Here is a 22,058-nt window from a genome sequence, read left to right on the forward strand (position 1 = left end):
AAGTGCAATTGCTACCCTTTGATTTCATTGGGAAATCGCCGAAATCTGGAACCATAAAACGCAACGCTGGAACCATAAAATGGTTTCTGAAGGCTGTTTTGGAACCATAAATTAGTTCAGTAAAATCTTGGGAATAACAATGATAATCTGTATATCATGCGCGTGTTTTTATACACTTGAAGCGCGAGTTTTGTCTCGAGCGTTGATGGCTGTAAAGGCACAAAATCATTGATCAGCATGTCGGAACTTTGCCATTTCATTCCAGAATGAGTCCAGCGCAGGCAATGACCTTGTCCCCGTCTCCAACGTGATGACCACTCGTAAGTTCAGTGATGCCGAACCACTGCGAGCCGATATGACCAAGCGGAGCATTTCAGCTACAGGCTCCCACATTTCTGATTGATGGCGAGCTTGCCGCTTCAGGCACTTGTCTCTCACCTCCGCGACATTCTGCTCTTTCCAGATCAGAATGTTCGCTCTATCACCCGATACTGTTGGCGAATCATTTGAAACGAATTGAGTAGGAAACTGTACACGAATAAGGCAGGGTCGGTTGCTCAAGCGGCCAGTGCGGCAAAGCGAGAGCGGCGGCTCGGGGCGAGTGGCCGCCCTCGCAGCCACGCGGCGATCCAGTCGAGGTTGAGGGCCGCCGCGATGGCCACGTGCTGCAGGTGCTTTGGCGATGCCCCTGTACCGGGCGCGGCGCAGTCCGAAGCCGCGCACCGCTTGGGACAAGGTGCCTTCCACTAACTGGCGCAAGGAGTAAAGTGGCTGTTCGCTGTCTGCCTCCTTCCGCGCTCGGGCGGCCGTCAACGCCTCGTGCTCGTCGCGCGGGCATAGCCTGAGATTGCGCCCCCACTTCTCACCGGTCACTCGGGTGCATTGCGCGCGCACCTCGCAGGCCCGACAGTCGGCGGGATTGAACCGGACCTTGACGTAGGGGCTCCCCGACTTGTCCCTATAATCGCGCCAACTCTGGCTTTGTTTGTCGCTTGGGCAGATGGCGCAGCTCGCTTCCCAGTCGATCCAGAAATCGACGGCGCGGAAGCCGCCGCCCTGGCGCTGCTGCCAACTCAGGTTCTTCCGGTGGGACCGACGAGGTCGATTGCGAACACCTCCTAGGAGTGAAGTCGATAGTGCCCTACGAGCGATGGCACCGCTCGCAAAGTTCACGGCGTCTTGCCCAGGAACGAGCGCATCATTTCGTATGGCAAAGGTGCGTCGAAGTCATTGCCCATGCTTATTTGGCCATGCAGGAGACCGAGGGGCCGGGGTGTGGTGCGACGGCGTAACGCAACCAGCCGTGCCATCGGACGACCAGCTTTGGAAATGATGATTTCCTCGCCTGCTGCAGCACGCTCCAAGAGCTGCGATAGGTGCGCCTTGGCATCGGAGAGGCTCACAGTGGTCATGATGCATGCCCTTTTCCAACCCGTCCCCCAGATTAATCTAATTCTAACGAAGTGATCTATTTATATATTTCCTGCCGCTTTTTAATCTGATGCTTGAGTAATATCAAAATCAGCATGACGGTTTCATCATGCTACGATACTCATTCCATCGCAGGCGCAAACCAGAGAATTGCGCCGGTTTCAGTTCGACCCACAGCATAAACCAGACACTCCTTTTCAGCATTGCGCAGGCTGCCGCTTATTCTCAGACAAAACGTCTTGAAATTGCTTTTGTGCATATCCAAAGATTTCTGTGAGCATATAATTTGCCCAATTTCTTGCGTTGACAATGGATAAGATTTCTCTCTCAACACTCTCAATGCCGAGTCCCTAATTTCACCACGTCGAAAATCTGGAAGCATCCGGAGAGGTGACGAAAAGAACTGGGGGATGCTTGGAGATAACATATCTCTCGAAAGTAATTGGATGGTGCCTTGAAGCAATTCCATCTCTTTCTCGGTGTTGGCCAACTGCTCCATGAGCTTCTGACGATGTGCGTCCAACTCCGCACGTTTGGCGTCAAGAACAGCTAGAACATTGTCCCTGCTCGTAGCTGAGGTCACATGTGAGGCATCTGATTGCAATGGCATGGTCATAGCGAGGTGGTCATGAGCCACGGAAAGGGAAGAGAGCAATATCCGATTTTGGGATAATCCGGAAATGGGTTTAGCGGAGGTGCCGGCTTTTTCTCCTTCGGCGCCCGCTCGTGAAGTCCATCCACACCTCTGCTTACCGTGCTCTGATCACGGTTCTGGTGGACGCCAGACACAACGCCGGATTGACACAGGATCAGTTGGCAAAGCGCTTGGGCAGGTCTCAATCCTTTGTGGCAAAGTACGAGAACCGAGAGAGGCGTCTCGATGTAATAGAGTTCCTTTCTCTTAGCAAAGCACTGGGGTTCGACGCGTGTGAAGCAATTCGTCTGATTGAAGAACATATGAAGTAGATTAAATTTATTTTTTGATACAATGATAGAGGGAATTTCATATCTCCATTATTTTATCAATTCTTGTGGATTTGATCATGCCAATGCTTTCGTTACCTGCGGCTAGATTGCATCCGTCATCACATGGTTTCACCTGCATCCCACTTCATACGGTATGTTTGTAGTTCCCCCTTGATGTTAGTATAGACGGTCCATGTTACATTCATAACAACAGGGGCTGGAGTGTAGCGCGGTGACCATACCGACAACCTGATCCATCGCAAGAAGAACAGGGAAATGGCTTGGCCTCGAATCACAAGAGGTAAAGGCGCGATGACCAATCTACCCCTCACTTCTGAGCAGATTGCCGCAGCCCTCGCTGATATTGACTGGGAAGCTATCGATGCCATGACTGACAAGGACATAGCCCACCAAATCGCCGAGGACCCTGACGTTCCCCGTGATCTATCCGGCGCCCCGCCCGAACTGGTGCGCGTCATTCACCCCCCTGGCGGTGTCAACGTTCGCGGAATCCGCGCTAAGCTTGACCTGACTCAGGAAGAATTCGCCGTCCGCTTCGGATTTTCGGTTAATCACCTGCACGATTGGGAGCGGAGCCGGACTCAGCCTGACGCCTCCACTCAGATTCTGCTTCTGGTGATTGAGCGAGAGCCGGAACTGGTGGCCGCCGTGGTGGCGCAGAAGAGCGTCGGCTGGTCAGCGTAGCCGGCACGCTGAAACTCACCTCCCGCGGAGTTGCACAACCGGCGGCAAAATGGACAATCTGGTCCTGAGGGATCAGAGTGTCACGAAAAGGAGAATGAGCGAGATGAACGAACCCACGCCTCGGGCGGGATTAGCGCAGGCACGGCGCCTATGGCTGCATTACCGATCATTGGCCGAGTCCGGTCGACCGATTGATGCGGTATCGGTCGCTGGTGATCTGGAGCGGCTGATCGCTGTGCTTGAGCATGATGCCGACAAGCTAGACCTTTCCCGATAAGCCTTCGCCACTCCGGTGGCGATATGGTCTCCCTGCTAAGACTGCTGACGCCACCAGTTCCCCCGTGCCAAGTTCCGCGTGACGAATTGGTCGGCCTATGAGGCCAGTCTGCGCCAGCGTGGCAGCCTGACGATCTGGTTCTGTGATGAGGCCATTCAGGCTTGGCGCGCCGCCCCGCGGACTACTCGTGGCGGACAGCCGCGCTATTCAGCCGTGGCAATCGAGACGGCGCTGACGCTGCGGGCGCTCTTCCATATGGCCTTCCGCCAGACTGAGGGGCTGATTGGCTCGCTGATGCAGTTGCTCCAGCTCGACCTGCCGGTGCCGGACCACACCACCCTGAGCCGCCGCGCCCGCACTCTGGCCGTGCCAATTCGTCCGTGGACCGCTGGCCCATGGCACCTGCTGGTCGACAGTACGGGGCTGAAACTCAGCGGACCCGGGGAGTGGCTGGTCGAGAAGCACGGTTCCAAGACGCGCCGATCCTGGCGCAAATTCCATGTCGGCGTCGATGCCGGCACGGGGCAAATTGTCGCTCTGGCGTTGACGACGCCCGATGTCGACGACGCCTCGCAAGTCGGCCCCTTGCTTGATCAGGTCAACGCTCCGGTAGAGGTGCTGATCGGCGACGGCGGCTACGACCGAACCGACGTGTGCGCAGTCGTGTCCGCCCGCCACCCGGAAGCGGCGGTGATCGCCCCGCCGCGGCGCGATGCGGCCCTCAGCGCCACCGCGGAGGCGGCGCCGACCCAGCGCGACCGCCATCTTCTGGCGATTGCCGAGACCGGCCGCATGGCTTGGCAGCGAACGTCCGGCTACAACGCGCGGGCCAAAGCGGAGGCGGCGATCGCGCGCTACAAACAGGTCATTGGCGATCGCCTGCGCGCCCACAGCGACGACGGGCGGCGTACCGAGCTCATGATTGCGGCCAACCTGCTCAACTGCATGTTCGGTTTAGCACGCCCGAGCTATGTCCGCGTCTCTTGAAAAGACCGGAACACGGGTTCCGTCCGTCCCCGCTCACCTCGATGCACCACGGTGGCACATGCGCCCTTTTCGCGACAAGGGCGGCCGACGCCGCCCCCCCAGGTTTCAGGCGGCGTTGAGGGTGGGAATCTCGGCGAGATCGGCGGCCATCTCGCGGCCAAGCCGATCAAGGTCATGCTTGGCTTGAAGGTTGAGCCACAGCTCCGGCCCGTTGCCGCACAGCTTGCCCAGCCGCAGGGCCATGGCCGGGGTGACTGGCTGTTCTTCCCTCAGAAGGGCATGCAAGGTCTGGCGCGACACGCGCAAGAGCTTGGCAACCTCAGTAACGGGCCGATCCAAAGCCGGGAGTACGTCCTCGCGCAGGAGAGCGCCGGGGTGGAGCGGGGCAAGGCCGCGCCGCAGAGGGGTTTCAGTCATCAGTGATAATCCTCCAGATCGACAGCGATGGCGTCGGGAGCGTCCCATGCGAAGGTGACGCGCCAGTTGGCAGTGACCCGCACGGACCAGCGTGGCGGAGCGCCTTCCAGCCCATGGAAGTAAAAGCCGGGCAGATTCAGATCCTCCGGCTTTCCGGCGGCATCGAGCGCCAGCAGGATGCGGCCAAGGCGGGCAATGTTGGCTGCCCCCTGGATTGGCAGCTTATCCGCCTTGCCGGTCTCGAAGAAGCGCCGGAGCGCCTTGTCTTGGATGGTACGGATCATGGGTGTAAAGTGGTGGTTTACACTCGGTGTGTCAATGGAATTCTGTAAGGCATAGCTTTACACATTGGTCATGCACCCCCCCCCCCCCCCGACCGCTCCCTTTCGCAACATCCTTTCAGCGGGAGGATCCTGCAGCGCGTATGCCCGCATGCGTGCAAAATCCGATCCTCAACGGCATGCCGGCGCGGTGATCCCCGGGGCGGGGCGGTCGACGCCGGGATGTGCAGGACCTGGAGGAAGCAGCGGCCGGCCGGGGGCGGCGGCTTGTGAGGCAAAACGGCATCCGTCGAAGCTTCAGGCGAGGGCCGGGTTCACTCCGGCAACCCAGCCAGTCTCAGCCCCTCCGCAAGCCGCCTGATATCCTCGGGACGGTGGATCGGCAGCCACTCCTTGAGCGTGGAAACGCGCAAGGTCGGGTCGAGTGCGCGCAGCCCCCGCATCGCTTGCCGCGCGTCCTCCATCCGCCCGGCGAGCGCGTGGCTCGCCGCCGTCAGGGCGATAGCGACCAAGAGGCCGGGCAGGTTACCCAACGCCTTGTCCGCCCAGGCTGCGGCGCAATCGTAGCGCCCGGCGAAGAAATGCGCGAGCGCCGTTCCTGTCTGCATCCGGAACATCTCCGGATCCAGCGGGCTCAGGCGGGCGGCATGGGCGAAATGCTCGCTCGCGCTTTCCGTTTCACCGCGGAAAGCGCGCAGGTAGCCGCCGAGGAACCAAGCCGGGGCGAAATTTGGGTTGAGCAACACGGCGCGGTCGATGAGCGCGATGCCGCCATCGAGATCGGCAACGAAGTGACCGAGCGCGTGCCCGGCTCTCGTCAGGGCGACCGCGTCGTCGCGGCCGAACTCCACCGCCAGCCGCGCCAGCCGGACCCCCTCGGCGATTTCCCGAGGCCGATCGGTCATCCAACCGTTCACCTTGCGCCAGAGTTGGCACCAGGCCGCCCCGCCATAGGCCGATGCGAATTCCGGATCGAGTTCGGTCGCCTTGTGGAACAGGGGCAGCGCCGCGTCGATCGCCTCGCGGGTTCCGCTGTGCAGCTTCGCCGTGCCGCGGAGATAGTAATCGTAGGCGTCCAGGCTTTCCGTCGGCTTGCGCTTGGCGCGCTCGATCTCCGCCCGCTCGATCTGCGGCGAGATCGCGCCGACGACGCTTTCGGCGATCCGGTCCTGCAATTCGAAAAGGTCGTCGAGCATGCCCTCGAAACGCTCCGCCCAGAGATGCGTCCCGCTCGTCGCGTCGATGAGCTGTCCGGTGATGCGCACCCTGTTCCCGGCCTTGCGGATGCTGCCTTCGAGCACGTAGCGGACGCCCAGTTCACGGCCGACCTCCGTCACGTCCACCGCCCGGCCCTTGTAGGCAAAGCTTGAGTTGCGCGCGATGACGAACAGCCAGCGGATGCGCGACAGGGCGGCGATGATGTCTTCCACCACCCCGTCAGCGAAATAGTCCTGCTCGGCGTCGCCGCTCAGGTTCTGGAAAGGCAGCACGGTGATCGAGGGCTTGCCCGGCAGGGCCGGACCGGACGGTGTCTCCCTGTCTTCGCCGGACGCGTGGCTGGCGATTTCCGATCCGCTGGGCTGCCGTGTCTCCCCGGTCGCGCCGCCTTCGATCGCCCCGACGAAGCGGAACCCCTTGCGGGGGACCGTGCGGACCAGGCGCTGCTCATCGCCGCTGTCGCCGATGGCCTTGCGGACCGCGTTGATGTGGCTGGTGATGGTCGATTCCGAGACGATCCGTCCGTTCCACACCGCCTCCAGCAGGTCGTCCTTGCTGACGACGCGGTCGTGGTTGCGGACGAGATGCAACAGCAGGTCGAAGACCTGCGGGCCGACGCCCACGACCTGCCCGCGCAGCGTCAGTTCCCGGCGCTCCTGATCGAGCACGCACTCTCCGAACATGAACCGCAAGGTCGCCATCTCCCCCGGGCCGATCCCCCTCGGCTCCCTGTCCGGGGCGACGGGTGAACGCTCCATGCCAGTGATAGCACAGCGGCGCATTGCCGGCTGCACCGTTCGCGTCAAGGCGCGCCGCATGGCTTCCTTGGACGGAAAAGCAAGCGTTCTTGAACGGCAATCCAAGCCCGCCGCAAGGACTTCCCCGGTACGCCCAGGCATTCTCCATCCCATCGGCGGCGCTGGTTCCCGTCGAGAGAAGCGGAGAAACCCATGAAGATCGTCGTCATCGGAGGCACCGGCCTCATCGGATCGAAGCTGGTGAAGACGCTGCGCGAACGCGGCCACGATGCGCTCGCAGCCTCCCCGAAGACGGGGGTGAACACCATCACCCGCGAGGGTCTGGCCCAGGCGATCGACGGAGCCGCCGTTGTCGTCGACGTGGCGAATGCGCCGGTGTGGGAGGACGAGGCCGTCCTCGACTTCTTCGAGACCTCGGGCCGCAACCTGCTCGCCGCCGAAGCGGCCGCCGGCGTCCGCCACCACGTCGCCCTCTCGATCGTCGGCAGTGAACGGCTTCCCGACAACGGCTATTTCCGGGCGAAGCTCGCCCAGGAAAGCCTCGTCAAGGCGTCCGGCATTCCCCACACCATTCTGCGCGCCACGCAGTTCTTCGAATTCGTCGGCGGGATCGCGCAGTCGGCCACCGTCGGCGGGGAAATCCGCCTGTCGCCGGCGCTGATCCAACCGATGGCCTCCGACGACGTGGTGGCGGCGCTCGCCGACGTCACCCTCGCGCCGCCGGTCGGCGGCACGCTCGAGGTCGCCGGTCCGGAGGCGATCCCGCTCGACGATCTGGTCCGGCGCTTCCTGCTGGCGACGAAGGACACGCGCAAGGTCGTGCCGGACATCCACGCGCGCTACTTCGGCGACGTTCTCAACGATCAATCGCTGACCCCCGGCCGGAATCCCCGCCTCGGCACCATCCGGTTCGAGGACTGGCTCGGCCAGCAGACCGAGCGCTGACGGACTTCAAAAACACCCCTGCGGCGGCCATGGGCCGGCGAAGCGGCTATCGCAATCGATCATATCCAGGAAAGGTAAAGAACATGGCACGCTTGGCTTGGCACGAGGTCGCGCCCAATGGCGCGAAGGCTCTGTTCGGCGTTCATCAGTACGTCACGAAGAGCACCAACCTGCCCGAGGAACTCATCCATTTGGTGTTCCTCAGGGTTTCGCAGATCAACGGCTGCGCCCACTGCATCGATCTGCACAGCCGCGACCTCCGCAAGACGATGTCGGTCGACAAGGTCACGCTGGTGCCGGTGTGGGAAGAGGTCCCGCATTTGTTCTCCGATACGGAGCGCGCGGCCCTGGCCTGGGCCGAGGAGGTGACCCGCGTCAGCGAAACCCACGCGTCGGACGCCGCCTATGCGGCGGCATCGGAGGCGTTCGAACCGAAGGATATGGTTGATCTCACCATCGCCATCGCCGCGATGAACGCCTTCAACCGGATGGGTGCCCCCTTCCGTCTCCCGGTGGCCGCCAAGGCCTGAGCGGATGCGGAGGGGAGCGGCAGCGATCGGCCGCCGCTCCCCTCCGGCGACACTCCGACGCGGCGGTGGCGGCCGGTCACACCCAACAGGGAATAAGGGAATGGACAGGATCGAGGGCAGGGGGGCCGCCGTCGCTGACGCAAGCGTCACCGGCGACCGTTCCGCGGTCGGCGCCGCCGCGGCGCCCCCCGGCAAAAGAAGGACCGCGGGCGTGCTGCTGTGCCTCGGAGCCGTGCTGGCCGCGACGGGCGGATGGTTCTGGGCTGGTTCGAACGGCGGGACGGCGACCGACAACGCCTATATCCGCGGCGACGTGACCTCGCTCGCCCCCAAGGTTGCCGGCTACGTCATGACCGTCGAGGTCGAGGACAACCAGACCGTCAGGGCGGGCGACATCCTGTTCCGGATCGATGACCGCGATTACCGCGCGCGGCTTGCCCAGGCGTTGGCCAACCTTGACGCCGCCTGGGCCCGGCTTGCCGACGTCGATGCGGAGACCCGGCTTCAGTACGTCCTGATCCGGCAGGCCGAAGCCCAGGGACGGTCGGCCATGGCCGAGATGACTCTCGCGGCCAAGGCCTACGACCGCCGCCGCGAACTGATCCGCGGCAACGCCGTCAGCCAAGCCAACCTCGATGAAAGCGACGCGGCGCGCTTGAAAGCCGAGGCAGGCGTGTCGGCCGCCTCGGCGGCGGTCGATGCCCAGCAGCAGCGCCTCGCCGTCCTGGCGGCGCAGCGCGACGCCGCCGCCGCCGCCGTGGCCCAGGCTGAGGCGGCGCGCGACCTCGCCCGGATCGATCTCGAGAGCACCGTGGTGCGCGCGCCGGTCGGCGGCATCATCGGCAACCGCCAGGTCCGCGTCGGCCGCCTCGTCGCGCCGGGCGCCTCCCTGCTCGACATCGTTCCGGTCGACGATGTGTGGGTGGTGGCGAACTACAAGGAAACCCAGCTCGAACACATCCGGCCCGGTCAGCGCGCCCGCGTCACCGTTGACGGTTATCCGGACGGGACGCTCGACGGCGTGGTCGACAGCCTCGCGCCCGGCAGCGGGTCCGCCTTCAGCCTGCTGCCCGCGGACAACGCGACGGGGAACTTCGTTCGCGTCGTCCAACGCGTGCCGGTGAAGATCCGGCTCGTCGGCAACCGGCTGCCCGGCCGCCTCGTGCCCGGCCTGTCGGCGCGTGTCGAGATCGCCAAGGGAGTTGCCCAGGGAGGCGACCGATGACCGCCGCCCCCACCACGGCTCCCGCCGCCATGCCGGTCCGCGAGGGGGCTGCGGCCGAAGTTTTCCTCGTCGCCGGCATCCTGCTCGCCACACTGACGGAGGCTGTCGCCGGTACCGTCCTGTCGCTCGGGCGCGGCGACATCATGGGCGACACGCATGCGACCCCCGACGAGTTTGCCTGGCTGGACATCGGATACACCACGCTCAAGCTCATCGGCTTCATGGCCGCCCCCTGGCTGACGGCCCGCATCCCTCCGCGCGGAGTGGTCGTTGCCTCGACCCTGGTCATGGGCATGGCGTGCGGCATCGCCGCCCTGACCGATCGGCTGGACCTGCTGGTCGCCCTTCGCGCCATCCAGGGCTTCGCCGGCGGCATCCTGCTCGTCGGGGGACAGGCGATCCTTTTTCTCGCCTGCCCCCGGTCCCGTCAGCCGGTCCTTCAAGCCCTGTTCGCCATGGGAGCCGTCGTCGCTCCCGCGACCATCGCCCCCGCCTTCCAGGGGTGGCTGTTCGACAGCCAATCCTGGAACTGGATCTTCTTCAGCGTCTTTCCGCTGGCCCTGGCGGCAGCGGGACTGCTGCTGATCGCCGACGGGCCGATGCCCGCCGCGACCGCGCCCCGTCTTTTCGATGGGATCGGCTTCGCCTTGATCGCCGTCACGTTCTTCTGCGTCACCTGCGTCCTCAGCCAGGGCAGCCGGTGGGACTGGTTCGAGGAGCCCCGCCTCCTGTGGCTGGCCGTGACCGGCGGAGCCGCCCTGCTGGTCTTTCTGGCCCAGCAAGCGTCGATGAAGGGCCGGGGGTTGCTCGACGTCTCCCCCTTCGCATCGGACGCCTTTTCCTTCGCCTTCATCGTCAGCTTCGTCGCCGGAGCCGCCCTGTTCGGAAGCGCGTTCCTGATTCCGTCTTTCGCCCTGTCCGTTCTCGCCTTCACCCCCACCGAGGCCGGTCTGCTTCTGTTACCGAGCGGCGCGTTTTTCATCGGCTCGCTCCTGATGGTCGCCTTTCTGATTCAGGTGCGCCGCGTCCCCCCGTTCGCGACGGTGCCCTTCGGCATCCTGGCGATCATGGCCGCCATGTGGATGCTGTCCGGCTCGACCACCGAGAGCGGCGCCGGCGATATGATGGCGACGATCCTGCTGCGCGGCCTAGGCCTTGGCTTGCTGTTCCTGTCGATCACCCTGATCGCTTTCGGCACTCTCGACCGCCGGAATTTGGCGGCCGGAATCGGCCTCTTCAACATAGGGCGCCAGCTCGGCGGCCTGATGGGAGTCGCGGCGCTCCAGACCCTGATCGACCATGACGTCGCGGCCAACGCCGCGGTCCTCGGCGCCCACCTCACCGCGGGCGGCCCCATGCTCATCGAGCGGCTGACGACCACCGCAGCCGCGCTGACGGCGAAGGGGCTGGAGGCGGCGGCGGCGAGCCGGGCCGCGACGAGCCTTCTGGGCCGGTCCGTGACGGGTCAGTCTACGGTGATCGCCTTCGACACGGCGTTCATCGCCGTCGCCCTGCTCTTCGTCATCGCCGCCCCCGTGCTGATCGGCATCAAGATCGGCCTTTCCCGCCGTAGGATGGCGCACGCGGCGCGGTATCGCCGCGCCGGCAATGAAGCCCGATAGCCGCTGTGGGCACCGGCAGGCGGGCTGATTGACCGGGGTGGCGACAGCGGCGCCCAGCCCGTCACCATGGGTACGGTGCTCATGCCGCGGGGCCTCCTTTTCGCGACACTCTGATCCGCCTGGATCAGAGCGTCCGCTTTCCCACCCTTTGACGGACAACCGGCAGCCCGGCTGCAGCCTCAGGCCGATGGCACCACCCAGATGTCAGTTGCCGACAGCGAGCGGACGTTCAACAGGGCAATGGTGGTTGCCGACATTGCGCCACTGCCATCGGGATCGTAGGACAATACACCTGTCGTCGTGTTGAATACGAAGCGGTCATCGGCGTCGCCCGGTGCGTTGTACGCCAACCGGCCTGCATCAAGCTGGCCGGTTGGCAGGTTGCCGAACGCAGAGCCGACAACCTCGATCCAGTCGGTGCCGGACTGGAAGTCGGTGACGACATCGGCTCCATTCCAGGGACTGGAGAACAAGAAGATGTCCTTGCCAACTCCGCCGGTCAAAGTATCACTGCCGGGTCCGCCATCAAGCACATCGTTTCCCATTTGTCCGTTCAGCAGATCGTCGCCCACTCCACCTTGGAGAGTATCATTGTCACCAAGTAACCAAGTGTAAGTACCTTGGTCGGCAAATCCAATGATGTCAGCGGAACCATCACCGTCCACATCTCCCAGAGCACGAGGATAATGATCGTAGCTGTTCCAACCTGAATCCTGATTATAGGCGTTGCCGATGGTGACAACATCGCTGAAGGCTCCATTCCCTCCCTTTATGCCGTAGGCGACTTCGGTCCAATGTTCAGCGAATCCGACAATGTCGTCGCAACCGTCCCCGTCGATGTCGGCGAGCATCCGTGGATAAACTTGCTGGGAAGTCCATGAACTGCCGGTGGAGAAATGCTGGAGCTTCAGCTGCGACGGCTGGAACGTTCCGTCGCCGTTGCCACGGGCCACATAGACGCCGTTGGAACCAAAGCCGACGATATCGAGTTTATGGTCACCATCGATATCGGCAAGCCGACGCGGATAGGTGTTGTCACTCTTCCACCCGGTGTAGCCGAACTCCGAATCCGTCAACGCTAGATAGTTGAAGCCGTTACCCTGCCGGTTGAGGCCGACGTAAACGCCCCCACCTCCAAAGCCTATGATGTCGTCGTACCCATCGTTGTTCACGTCTCCGACAAGACGTGGAAAGGTATCCTGACTGTTCCAGCCCTGTGCCTTCCCGAACAGATTGTTCACCATACCAATGTTGGTGAAGGTTCCGTTTCCGTTGCTCAATCCAATATAAAGACCATCGGGATGGAAAGCGAAGATATCGTCCTTTCCATCTCCATTATAGTCTCCGAGCAATCGCCGGTAACCATCTTGATTGGCCCAGCCGGAAGTTGAAGTGAAGATGGTCTGGCTGGATGAGGCGATTATAAAGGTTCCGTCGGCTTGACCGAAAGCGGAAACAAGATAATTCGAACCGAAGCCAACGATGTCGGCCCGCCCATCGCCATTGATATCTCCAATTTGTCGAGGATACAGGTTCTGTGACGTCCAACTGGTCGCCTGGAAATAGTTCAGCGACAGGGTATAGTTGACATCACCGTTGCCATTCAGCGTGTCCTGCCCGGTACCTCCGTAGAGCTGGTCGTTACCGGCTCCGCCTATCAGCGTATCATTATCGGCACCACCAAGAATGGTGTCATTGCCGCGCCGGCCGTCGACAATGTCATTGCCGCATCCGGTATCGAAGGTTTCGGGAGCTGAGGTTCCGACAATGGTATCGTTGGAGCATGGCCCATTGGCCACAACGGTAACGGGAATAGTTGCATGCGCGATCTGGATGCCACCTTTCCCAGTACCGGCATTGTCAGATACCGACAGGGTGATCGTGCCACTACCCGTGAAACCCGATGCCGAACAGTAGGTGAGCGATCCCAGAGCAGCACTCAGCGCGGCCAGATTGCCCTCCACCGTCATGGAGGTGCCTCCATTGGTTGTGCCGTCTATAAATGTCAGTCCGCCGGTCGCGCCGAAGGATAAGGTGGCGTTGTTGGCAACAATGCTGAGCCTCATTTGCGTGAGTCCGGCATCAACATCCTTGAGGCCAATCGTGGGCACTTTAAGATCATGCCCTGTGAAAGCCGACAGCGAAGCAGGCGTCTGAAGTTGCGGTGCGTCGTTGACAGGCAAGATAGAAATAGCGACCGTTTTGCTGTCGGTCAGAACAGGCCCGCCTGCGCCACCGGAATCAGATACGTCGATGTGAAGCGTGTCGGCCCCATTGTAGTCCGCAGCCCCTTTATAGCGCAGCGTAGCCAGTGCTCCGTTCAACGCCAACTGTGTTCCTTCCACAGTAATGGCATTGCTATCCTGTGCGCCCGCTATAATCGTCAGGCTGGAAGTGTCGGTAAAAACTAAGGTTCCGTGGCTAACTGTCAACGACAGCTGCATTTTGTCATTGCCTGTGTCGATATCGGCAATGGTGAGTCCAGGAAAATCAAGGCTAGTATCTTCGTCAATGGTTTGAGGGGCAGGAACCGAGATCTGAGGCGCGTCGTTGCGGCCGGCAACCGTCACCGTCACCGTCCGCGCCGTCGCGTCGCTGCCGTCCGACACCCCATAGGCGAAGGTCAGGCTGGCACTCTGCCCCGCCGCCAGCCAGCCGAACTGGGCCGGGTCCAGCCCCAGCACGCCGTTGCTCAGGCTCACCGCCGCCGCCGGCCCACCGGTCTGGCTCAGCCCCGTCACCGACAGCGGGCTGCCCTCGAAGTCGAAGAACTCCTTGCAGCAAATCCACCGACAGCACCGCCGCGTCTTCATCCGTGGCCGCCGTCAGGTTGCCCGGCAGCAGCGGTGCGTTGTTGGCGTCCAGCCGCAGCAGCGCATCGGCGAACTGCACCCACTCCACCCCCTGCAGCGTGTCGGTGCCCTCGCCCGACGCCGTCGCCTGGATCGTCCAGTCAGAGCCGACCTTCGTCGCCACATAGTCGCGCACGCTGCCCGAGTAGACTGCGGTGTCGCTGCCCGAGCCGCCGACCAGCGTGTCGTTGCCGCCGCGGCCCTCCAGCACATCGTTGCCGGCACCACCGTCTAGCCGGTTTGCCCCGCTATCGCCGCGTAGCGTGTCGTTGCCCGCCCCGCCGGTCAAATGCTCGATCGACAGCAGCGCGTCGCCCGCGGCGTCGCCCACCGTGCCGCTACCGCTGGCGAGGTCCACCGCCACCGCTGCGGTCGAGGAGACATAGCTGGCGGTGTCGCTGCCCGAGCCGCCATCCAGCGTGTCGGACCCGGCGCCGCCGATCAGCGTGTCATTGCCGGCCCCGCCAGACAGGCTGTCGTTGCCCGCCCCGCCGTCGAGCAGGTTGGCCCCGCCGTCGCCGGCCAGCGTGTCGGCGAAGCCCGAGCCGGTCAGGTTCTCGATCGACAGCAGCACGTCGCCCGTCGCATCGCCCACCGTGCCGGCACCGCTCGCCAGATCGACCACCACCCCGGCCGCGGCCGTCGCATAGCTGGCAGTGTCGGTTCCGGTTCCGCCGTCCAGCGTGTCGGCCCCGGCTCCACCGATCAGCGTGTCGTTGCCGGCGCCACCCGACAGGCTGTCGTCGCCGCCGGCCCCGGTCAGACGGTTGGCCAGATCGTTGCCAGTGCCGGTGAACGGGCCGCTGCCGGTGTAGGTCAGCAGCTCGACATTGGTGCCCAGCGCGTAGACCGCCAGGCTGGTGCGGACCTCGTCGGTGCCCTGGCCGGCCAACTCCGTCACCACGTCGCCGGCATCGTCAACGATGTAGACGTCGTTGCCGCCCCCACCGGCCATGCTGTCGGCGCCCAGCGCGCCGTCCAGGATGTTGGCGCCGCTGTTGCCGGTCAGCACGTTGTTCAGTTCGTTGCCGGTGCCGCTGATCGCCGCCGAGCCGGTCAACGTCAGGTTCTCGATGTTGGCGCCCAGCGTCCAACTGACCGAGGCGCTGACCGTGTCGATGCCCTCACCCTCCAACTCGATCACCACATCGCCGGCGTTGTCGACGACGTAGAGGTCGTTGCCGGTGCCGCCGATCAGCGTGTCGGCCCCGCCGCCACCATTCAGCGTGTCGTCACCCTCGAGACCGGTCAGCAGGTTGGCGCCGCTGTTGCCGATCAGCAGGTTATTGGCCGCGTTGCCGGTGCCGGAGATGGCGGCCGAGCCCGTCAGGGTGAGGTTCTCGAAATCGGCCAGCAGGGTGTGGCTGATCGAGCTCTGCACCGTGTCGATGCCCTCGCCCGGCAGTTCGATCAGCACATCGCCGGCGTTGTCGACGACATAGGTGTCGTTGCCGGTGCCGCCGATCAGGGTGTCTGCCCCAGCCCCGCCGTTCAGCGTGTCGTTGCCCTCCAGACCGATCAGGACATTGTCCGCCGCCGTGCCGGTCAGGCTGTTGTCGAGTTCGTTGCCGGTGCCAGTGAGGGCGCCACCGGTCAGCACCAGCGCCTCGACATTGGCGCCCAGCGTGTAGTCGATGGCGCTACGCACCGTGTCGCTGCCTTCGCCAGACAGTTCGACCACCATGTCGCTGGCTTGATCGACGATGTAGGTGTCGTTGCCGGTACCGCCGATCAGGCTGTCCGCGCCAGCGCCGCCGTCGAGCCAGTCATTGCCGGCAGCCCCCGCCAACGTGTCGTCGGCCGCCCCGCCGCGCAGGGTGTCGTTACCAGCGCTGCCTGTACCGGCGAAGCTGCCGGAGCCGGTGTAGGTCAGCACCTCGACATTGGCCGCCAGGGTGAAGGCGGACAGCGCCGTCCGCACCTCGTCGGTGCCCTCGCCGGCAACCTCCACCACCAGATCGGCGGCATCGTCGATGATGTAGGTGTCGTTGCCGGCGCCCCCCACCAGCGTGTCGAGGCCAAGCCCGCCGGCCAGGGTGTCGTTGCCCGCGCCGCCCTGGAGGCGGTTGTCCAGTTCGTTGCCGGTGCCGCTGAAGGCGCCGGTGCCGGTGAAGGTCAGCGCCTCGATGTTGGCGCCGAGCGTATAGGCGGTGAGCGTGGTGCGGACCTCGTCACTGCCCTCGCCGGTCAATTCAGTGACGACGTCGGCGCTGTCGTCGACGAGATAGACGTCGTCGCCCAGCCCGCCGACCAGGGTGTCGTCGCCCAGGCCGCCATCGAGCGTGTCATTGCCGTCCAGCCCGCTCAGGTTGTCGGCCCCGAGGCCACCGGTGAGACGGTTGTCCAACTCGTTGCCGCTGCCGGAGAAGGCGGCCGCGCCGGTATAGGTGAGGTGTTCGACCCCATCGGCCAGAGTATAGGCCGCAAGGTCGGTGCGGACCTCGTCGGTGCCTTCACCCGCCGCCTCGACGATGTGGTCGAGCAGGTTGGCGATCAGGTAGAGGTCGTCGCCGCTGCCGCCGGCCAGGGTGGAGCCGACCACCGCATCGGCCGGGCCACCGCTCAGGGTGTCGTTGCCGACCCCGCCGAACAGGCTGTCGGCGCCCCCGGCACCATCGAGGCGATCATCGCCATCCAGACCGTACAGCGCGTCATCGGTCAGGCCATCGATGATCGTATCGTTTCCACTGGTACCCGTCTGGATCGACATCGGACAGCGCTCCCCCAAGCGATTGGAGAGTTAGCTGTACGAATGGAATGCACATGAAGTCAATTCTTGCGTGAGTTGAGCAAGATGGTGCTGTTCGTCCAGGAAACCGCCGTTTGGCGGTCAGCCGCCCCAGTGTCCGGAAACCCACGGCTACGACGGCTTTCCGGACAAATCGATTGTCGGACGGCTTTCCGGACAAGCCTGAATGCCTTCAGGGAGGAAGGCTGTGGGCCTCTACATGACGATAGCGGCCCTTTTCGCGACAGCCTCTGATCCGAAGCGAACTGTTAACCAAATCCACTTTGCGCCGCGAGTGGATACGTCACTTTCAAAAAAACCTATCCAAACCAAGCTCATATATCGGTCATTGTTGAAGCCAACGGACAAGCTCTCACTCTTGTTATGCTTTAAGCGGCTCTGTTGCAAAGTTTGCCGGCAGGCGGCGGAATGGCTGGAGGTTGGACGGAGCCAAGCCGTGTCGGACTTCAAAGGTCGCCACTTCGAGGGTGAAATCGTGCTCTGGGCAGTGCGCTGGTATTGCCGGTACGGCATCAGCTATCGCGACCTTGAGCAGATGATGGCCGAGCGCGGCGTTTCGGTCGATCACTCGACCATTTACCGCTGGGTCCAGAAGTACGCGCCGGAGATCGAGAAGCGGCTACGCTGGCAGTGGCGCTGCCCACGGTCAACCAGCTGGCGGGTTGACGAGACCTACGTGAAGGTGGGCGGCAAGTGGGCCTACCTGTACCGAGCTGTCGACAAGCATGGCAACACCATCGACTTCTATCTCTCTTCCACGCGGAACACCACCGCCGCCAAGCGCTTCCTGGCCAAGGCGCTGAACGGCTTGAAGGCGTGGGAGACGCCGACGGTCATCAACACCGACAAGGCGCCAACGTATGGGCCAGCCCTGGCGGAACTGAAGGCCGAGGGCAAGTGTCCCGAGGAGACCGAGCACCGGCAGGTCAAATATCTGAACAACGTGGTGGAGGCCGACCATGGCAAGCTGAAGCAGCTGATCCGTCCGGTGAGGGGCTTCAAGACCCTGAAGACGGCCTACGCGACGATCAAGGGCTTTGAGGTGATGCGGGCGCTCCGCAAAGGCCAAGCGTCCAGCTTCAACATCACCCGCGACATGCGGGGCGAGGCGCGCCTCGTCGAACGCGCCTTCAACGTCGGACCCTGCGTGCTCGCCGAGGCCGTGCAGTTCATCAGCCAGCAACTCGAACTCCAGCACGCATAGCGTCGGCGGTAATGCCCGTAATCATCATCTCGCGCCTGCCGGCAAACTTTGCAACAGAGCCGGCTCTGGTAGCGTTGTTCGTAAGACTCCAGTGAGCGTCGCCTTGCGAACGCGATGACGACGTCGGAGGATTGCGTAGCGCACATCATCGCGCAGCCTCAAGCGAATGGAAAGCGTCATGGCTTACCAGCCGTTCGAGGTTCTGACAGGCGGCATGCGGCGGCGGAGCTACACGGCGGATGGATACGATCCTGCGACTCAACCGCGCCTGATGAGGACAAAATCAACCTCCACGGTGCCGATGCTCTCGGATCTCAGCCGCTCCATGATCAGTCCATCGAGACCATAGAGTCCTTCGGCGTCGGTGACCACCAGAACGACGGGGTGTTCGTCGAGCAATGCGAGAGTGGAACCTCGCAGATCGGTGGAGGTTCCACGTGGCGTTGTGCGCACGGCGGACAAAGCCGACGTTAAAGGACGCCGTAGGCGTATCTGATTATCCACCAGCACAGTATCGATTCTGTCGTCGCTAACCAGTCCCAGCAGCAGTGTGGGAAAGTCGTCCGAATCGAGCACGGACGCCATCGACAGCGAAATGTCGATAACAACGGCCGATGCGACACACATCCCGCGCGAAATTGGAGCCTTTACATACTCTTTCACCAAGGTGCGGAGCTTTTCCCGCGCTGCATGATGACTAGCGGTCAGCTCCCCGATGGCTTGGCAACGATCGCGTACATCAGCATCAACGTCGAAAAAGTGCTCGCGGGCCGGCCCGTGGCTGACGAGAACGACCTTGGCATCGCGGTGTGCACGGGCATAGTCGACCATGACCTCGCGGAAGCGGGTGGAATGCCGCTTGTAGTGCTTCACCTCGATTACGAGCCCGCAGGTTTCGCTCCCGCCACTATCCCGCCACAGGCTGTAGTCCGGCTGGACGTTGGCGCTGCGACCATGGCCGATTGGGGCGGCCAGCGGACTGCGCCGCTCTGCGTAAAGCTTGACGGTAGGCCAAGAACTGCGGACGGTGGCGACGACGGTCTCCCGAAACGCAAAGGTGATCGCACCGTCCTCGTGGTGTAGCTCGATCTCGTGGTCAGCCAGGGCGCTCACGATCTCTGTCGCGAGCCATACCGCATAAAGTTCATGGCGCTTCTGCCAGAGCGGCAAGGAAAGGATGCGTTCCAGTTCGGGCAGATCGATGCGAACACCAATTCGCCGCCGTGGATAGACCGCATACTCAGCAGCAAGGTTCCGCGCGAAGGCCACACGGGCGGCTTCGTCCAGCATCGGGTACCGTCCGAGGCACGCAACGGTGCTGCCGAGCCGGTAGTCGGTTTCGTGCTGAGCGATGGTACGTGGGCTGAAGCCGTCCGCTCGATCAATCGCATATCCGCGGGCACGGTGCTCTTCGATCATGCTTTTGCGGTTCGGCCAAAGCTGGCGGATGATGTCAACCGACGCCATGGCGATGGCAGCGGCGTCGGACAACTCCGGTGGAAGCCGCCCTGGATGGAGCGATGTGGGAAAAGGCCCGTACACGCCACGGGCGTACGCCGCAAGCCATTGGTCGACGTCATCAAGTCCCGTATGACCTGTCGTGCCCGCACCCAGGAATTCTAGTGCCTTATCCAGTCCCGCCACATCAATCGATCCACGGTGAACGGCCCATGCACCCTCGGAGTCGATGGCGGGAACATTCAGCTCGCTCTCTACAGCGTCCCAATGTTCGAGGAATCGTTGGAAATGCACAAGATCGAGGTGTTCATCTTCGATCCGGATCGCCCATGCACTTCGCCCCTCGCGGGCACCTGCCGCCTGGAAAAAGTCCAAGATGGCGCGGAACATCACCACATAGGGCTCGGCGACACCGAAAAACGCCCGAACCAGATCGTCCGTGGAACAGGCAAGCAATGCGTCACGCAGCGTTGCAGCCGAAGGTCTCAGTGCCGTTCGGAGTGCTTCTTCGATGTCCTCGTCGCGCCCGCTGCACTCGAGGCCGCCTGCGGCGCGGAGCTGGCTCCAGGCCGTCACACTGTCGCGCGCCACATCCTTCATGTTCTGGTTCTCCTTTCCACTGATAGTAAGATAAGCATCCGGTGGGAGCCGCGGTGGCCGCTGAATGCGACCGTCAGGCAGCGGCCCTGCGGTCCTGGGTGGCCTTCCAATTCCACGGCAGGAGTTCATACAGCCGGGACTGGGACAGGTCGGCGGTCCAAGCCAGGACGCCGGCCAACCACGCCTGCGGGTGGACGTCGTTGAGCTTGGCGCACGATCAGGCTGAACATGAACGCCGCCCGCTGGCCGCCACGGTCGGAGCCGGCGAACAGCCATGCCTTGCGGCCGAGAGCGATGCCGCGCAGGTCGGCGATCTCGTCGGCAGAAGAGACAGTCGGCAGGATGGCGAGCATGGCACCAGTCTACCCCGGAACGCCCGGGAACTGTTGGATTTCCGAACCCAGAGCCGCCCCACGAGACATTTTGCCGCGCTAATCCAACGGCGGTGGGCCGCCAGATTTTCTGCGGGTGGCGCCAGTCAATGCCTTCGAGCAAATAGCCCATCTGCGCGACCGAAATCGAGACAGCGCCGTCCGCCGGAGTCGGCCAGATGAAACGCCCCCGCTCCAGCCTCTTCATGAACAGGCAGCTGCCCTGACCGTCATCCCAGATGATCTTCACCAGATCGCCGAAGCGCGTGACATAGTGCATCCCTCCTTTCAGAGTCCCGGCAACCGCATCATTTCATCTCTATGATAATCAACGAGGTTTTTCGGGCGTCGCGCCTTTATCTCGTTCACGCCCGTTCGTACGGCATCCGTGTCCAAGGCGGCGGCTGGGATGTGCCAAGGGGCTGAGGGGATAAGCTGCGTTGCTGGCAAGACGCCACGTTGGATGAGGCGGTGAACGGATGGGATGGAGATGCCGAGCCGCTTTGCCGCCTTGTCGGCCGTCAGCGTCTCGAGGCGGGGCACGGTCGGGTCGAAGTCGGGAAGGGACAATCGCTCCCGCAACAGCCGAACCGCCATAGCCGTCCAGGTGGCATTGTCACGGGAACAGTGGCGGCGCGACCGTGGTGGCATTATCTTGCTCGGAGGTCGCCGCTCTCGTATGCCCGGCATTAGTTTCCGCCCTCGATCATCCAGCATGCGATCTGGCTGTATCTCCGGTTCGTTCTGAGCTACCGGGACGTCGAGGAGCTACTGGCTGAACGCGGCGTGGAGGTGTCCTACGAGACCGTCCGCCGCTGGGTCCTGAAGTTTGGGCCGGCCATCGCCGGCAACCTGCGGCGCCTCCGGACCAAGCCCAATCCGCGCTGGCATCTGGACGAGATGGTGATCAGGGTGAGCGGCCGGCTCCTGTACTTGTGGCGGGCCGTCGATGATGAAGGCGAGGTGTTGGAGGTGCTCGTCCAGCGCCGGCGTGACAAGGCTGCGGCTTTGAAGTTGATGCGCAAGCTGCTGAAGAAGTATGGCTTCGACCCCATCCGGGTCACGACCGACAAGCTCCGGTCCTACAGGGCCGCTTTCCGCGAACTCGGTCTGACCGCCCACCATGTACAGGGGCGGCGAACGAACAACCGCGCCGAAGTCTCGCACCAGCCGGTGCGGCGACGCGAGCGGAAGATGCAGCGGTTCAAATCGCCCGCGTCCGCTCAGCGCTTCGTTTCCCTGCACGCCGCCGTCTACAACTGCTTCAACCTCCAACGCCACCTGGTATCCCGCCGTACCCTGCGCACCGTCCGGGCGCAGGCCAAGGCCGACTGGCTGGTAGCGACCGCTGCGGCGTGAGCCCGTCAGGAAATCGAAGCATGCTGCGCGCCGGCCCAGTTTTCGTGCCAAAGCCTTCCCGTGACAATGCCGGCGCAGCCGTCCGCCGCCGCTAGTGGGCTCG

20 protein-coding genes and 2 pseudogenes are annotated in these 22,058 nt (G+C 63.2%); 10 read left to right on the forward strand and 12 right to left on the reverse strand.

Going from position 1 to position 22,058, the window contains the following annotated elements:
* Positions 1 to 225: 225 nt before the first annotated feature.
* From ACWPN8_RS22475 to ACWPN8_RS22485, 3 genes are all read right to left on the reverse strand, one after another.
* Entirely contained in the window at positions 226 to 1,173 is a 948-nt protein-coding gene (locus tag ACWPN8_RS22475) for a transposase (protein WP_492242345.1), read from the reverse strand.
* Positions 1,170 to 1,412 (reverse strand): type II toxin-antitoxin system Phd/YefM family antitoxin, encoded by a 243-nt coding sequence (locus ACWPN8_RS22480; RefSeq protein ID WP_492242346.1) that lies wholly within the window; start codon positions 1,410 to 1,412, stop codon positions 1,170 to 1,172. Before ACWPN8_RS22480 ends, ACWPN8_RS22475 begins: the two co-directional genes overlap by 4 nt.
* Positions 1,413 to 1,552: 140 nt before the next feature.
* Positions 1,553 to 2,047 carry a hypothetical protein gene (locus ACWPN8_RS22485; protein ID WP_492242347.1) on the reverse strand — a complete coding sequence of 165 codons (495 nt, stop codon included), beginning with the start codon at positions 2,045 to 2,047 and terminating at the stop codon, positions 1,553 to 1,555.
* Between the two features lie 158 nt (positions 2,048 to 2,205).
* Here ACWPN8_RS22485 and ACWPN8_RS22490 point away from each other — a divergent pair, with 158 nt between their 5' ends.
* From ACWPN8_RS22490 to ACWPN8_RS22505, 4 genes are all read left to right on the forward strand, one after another.
* Positions 2,206 to 2,397: a helix-turn-helix domain-containing protein gene (locus ACWPN8_RS22490; protein WP_492242670.1), complete on the forward strand. Its 192-nt coding sequence runs from the start codon at positions 2,206 to 2,208 to the stop codon at positions 2,395 to 2,397.
* A 312-nt stretch (positions 2,398 to 2,709) separates the two neighbouring features.
* Positions 2,710 to 3,102, forward strand: coding sequence for a helix-turn-helix domain-containing protein (locus ACWPN8_RS22495; RefSeq protein ID WP_492242348.1), 393 nt, complete (start codon positions 2,710 to 2,712; stop codon positions 3,100 to 3,102).
* A 94-nt stretch (positions 3,103 to 3,196) separates the two neighbouring features.
* On the forward strand, positions 3,197 to 3,379 hold the full coding sequence (locus ACWPN8_RS22500) for a hypothetical protein (RefSeq protein ID WP_492242349.1): 183 nt from the start codon (positions 3,197 to 3,199) through the stop codon (positions 3,377 to 3,379).
* A 78-nt stretch (positions 3,380 to 3,457) separates the two neighbouring features.
* Positions 3,458 to 4,366 (forward strand): IS5 family transposase, encoded by a 909-nt coding sequence (locus ACWPN8_RS22505; protein WP_492242350.1) that lies wholly within the window; start codon positions 3,458 to 3,460, stop codon positions 4,364 to 4,366.
* 105 nt (positions 4,367 to 4,471) lie between these two features.
* On the opposite strand, the gene ACWPN8_RS22510 is transcribed toward ACWPN8_RS22505, so the two are convergent.
* The 3 genes from ACWPN8_RS22510 to ACWPN8_RS22520 all read right to left on the reverse strand — a co-directional run bounded on the left by ACWPN8_RS22510 (position 4,472) and on the right by ACWPN8_RS22520 (position 7,100).
* A complete protein-coding gene (locus ACWPN8_RS22510) occupies positions 4,472 to 4,783 on the reverse strand; it encodes a HigA family addiction module antitoxin (protein WP_109451931.1) in 312 nt (103 codons plus the stop codon).
* Positions 4,783 to 5,067, reverse strand: a complete 285-nt coding sequence (locus tag ACWPN8_RS22515) for a type II toxin-antitoxin system RelE/ParE family toxin (RefSeq protein ID WP_109451934.1) — start codon at positions 5,065 to 5,067, stop codon at positions 4,783 to 4,785. Before ACWPN8_RS22515 ends, ACWPN8_RS22510 begins: the two co-directional genes overlap by 1 nt.
* 311 nt (positions 5,068 to 5,378) lie before the next feature.
* Positions 5,379 to 7,100, reverse strand: a complete 1,722-nt coding sequence (locus ACWPN8_RS22520) for a winged helix-turn-helix domain-containing tetratricopeptide repeat protein (RefSeq protein WP_492242351.1) — start codon at positions 7,098 to 7,100, stop codon at positions 5,379 to 5,381.
* Positions 7,101 to 7,232: 132 nt separating this feature from the next.
* Here ACWPN8_RS22520 and ACWPN8_RS22525 point away from each other — a divergent pair, with 132 nt between their 5' ends.
* The 4 genes from ACWPN8_RS22525 to ACWPN8_RS22540 all read left to right on the forward strand — a co-directional run bounded on the left by ACWPN8_RS22525 (position 7,233) and on the right by ACWPN8_RS22540 (position 11,362).
* Positions 7,233 to 7,985 (forward strand): SDR family oxidoreductase, encoded by a 753-nt coding sequence (locus tag ACWPN8_RS22525; protein ID WP_109451936.1) that lies wholly within the window; start codon positions 7,233 to 7,235, stop codon positions 7,983 to 7,985.
* Between the two features lie 83 nt (positions 7,986 to 8,068).
* Positions 8,069 to 8,515 carry a carboxymuconolactone decarboxylase family protein gene (locus tag ACWPN8_RS22530; RefSeq protein WP_109451938.1) on the forward strand — a complete coding sequence of 149 codons (447 nt, stop codon included), beginning with the start codon at positions 8,069 to 8,071 and terminating at the stop codon, positions 8,513 to 8,515.
* 100 nt (positions 8,516 to 8,615) lie between these two features.
* Positions 8,616 to 9,740 (forward strand): HlyD family secretion protein, encoded by a 1,125-nt coding sequence (locus ACWPN8_RS22535; protein WP_492242352.1) that lies wholly within the window; start codon positions 8,616 to 8,618, stop codon positions 9,738 to 9,740.
* A 29-nt stretch (positions 9,741 to 9,769) separates the two neighbouring features.
* On the forward strand, positions 9,770 to 11,362 hold the full coding sequence (locus ACWPN8_RS22540; protein WP_492242353.1) for an MFS transporter: 1,593 nt from the start codon (positions 9,770 to 9,772) through the stop codon (positions 11,360 to 11,362).
* A 179-nt stretch (positions 11,363 to 11,541) separates the two neighbouring features.
* On the opposite strand, the gene ACWPN8_RS22545 is transcribed toward ACWPN8_RS22540, so the two are convergent.
* Together ACWPN8_RS22545 and ACWPN8_RS22550 are read right to left on the reverse strand one after the other, a co-directional pair.
* Positions 11,542 to 13,971 (reverse strand): FG-GAP-like repeat-containing protein, encoded by a 2,430-nt coding sequence (locus tag ACWPN8_RS22545; protein WP_492242671.1) that lies wholly within the window; start codon positions 13,969 to 13,971, stop codon positions 11,542 to 11,544.
* Positions 13,871 to 16,924 carry a beta strand repeat-containing protein gene (locus tag ACWPN8_RS22550; RefSeq protein WP_492242354.1) on the reverse strand — a complete coding sequence of 1,018 codons (3,054 nt, stop codon included), beginning with the start codon at positions 16,922 to 16,924 and terminating at the stop codon, positions 13,871 to 13,873. Before ACWPN8_RS22550 ends, ACWPN8_RS22545 begins: the two co-directional genes overlap by 101 nt.
* Positions 16,925 to 17,399: 475 nt before the next feature.
* Between ACWPN8_RS22550 and ACWPN8_RS22555 the strand changes: the two genes are divergently transcribed.
* On the forward strand, positions 17,400 to 18,167 hold the full coding sequence (locus ACWPN8_RS22555) for an IS6 family transposase (protein ID WP_492242355.1): 768 nt from the start codon (positions 17,400 to 17,402) through the stop codon (positions 18,165 to 18,167).
* A gap of 258 nt (positions 18,168 to 18,425) precedes the next feature.
* Here the strand turns inward: ACWPN8_RS22555 and ACWPN8_RS22560 are convergent, their stop codons facing one another.
* The 4 genes and pseudogenes from ACWPN8_RS22560 to ACWPN8_RS22575 all read right to left on the reverse strand — a co-directional run bounded on the left by ACWPN8_RS22560 (position 18,426) and on the right by ACWPN8_RS22575 (position 21,313).
* Entirely contained in the window at positions 18,426 to 20,225 is a 1,800-nt protein-coding gene (locus ACWPN8_RS22560; RefSeq protein ID WP_492242356.1) for a hypothetical protein, read from the reverse strand.
* A gap of 73 nt (positions 20,226 to 20,298) precedes the next feature.
* Positions 20,299 to 20,530 (reverse strand): annotated as a pseudogene (locus ACWPN8_RS22565) (transposase domain-containing protein); the annotation flags it as partial.
* A 169-nt stretch (positions 20,531 to 20,699) separates the two neighbouring features.
* Positions 20,700 to 20,876, reverse strand: a pseudogene (gene tnpB / locus ACWPN8_RS22570) (IS66 family insertion sequence element accessory protein TnpB); the annotation flags it as partial.
* An 8-nt stretch (positions 20,877 to 20,884) separates the two neighbouring features.
* On the reverse strand, positions 20,885 to 21,313 hold the full coding sequence (locus ACWPN8_RS22575) for a helix-turn-helix domain-containing protein (RefSeq protein ID WP_492242357.1): 429 nt from the start codon (positions 21,311 to 21,313) through the stop codon (positions 20,885 to 20,887).
* Between ACWPN8_RS22575 and ACWPN8_RS22580 the strand changes: the two genes are divergently transcribed.
* Complete coding sequence (locus ACWPN8_RS22580) at positions 21,302 to 21,955, forward strand: IS6 family transposase (protein WP_492242672.1); 654 nt, start codon at positions 21,302 to 21,304, stop codon at positions 21,953 to 21,955. The two genes, ACWPN8_RS22575 and ACWPN8_RS22580, sit on opposite strands and share 12 nt — an antisense overlap.
* Positions 21,956 to 22,058 lie beyond the last annotated feature (103 nt).

Source organism: Azospirillum sp. UENF 112521 (assembly GCF_058780665.1).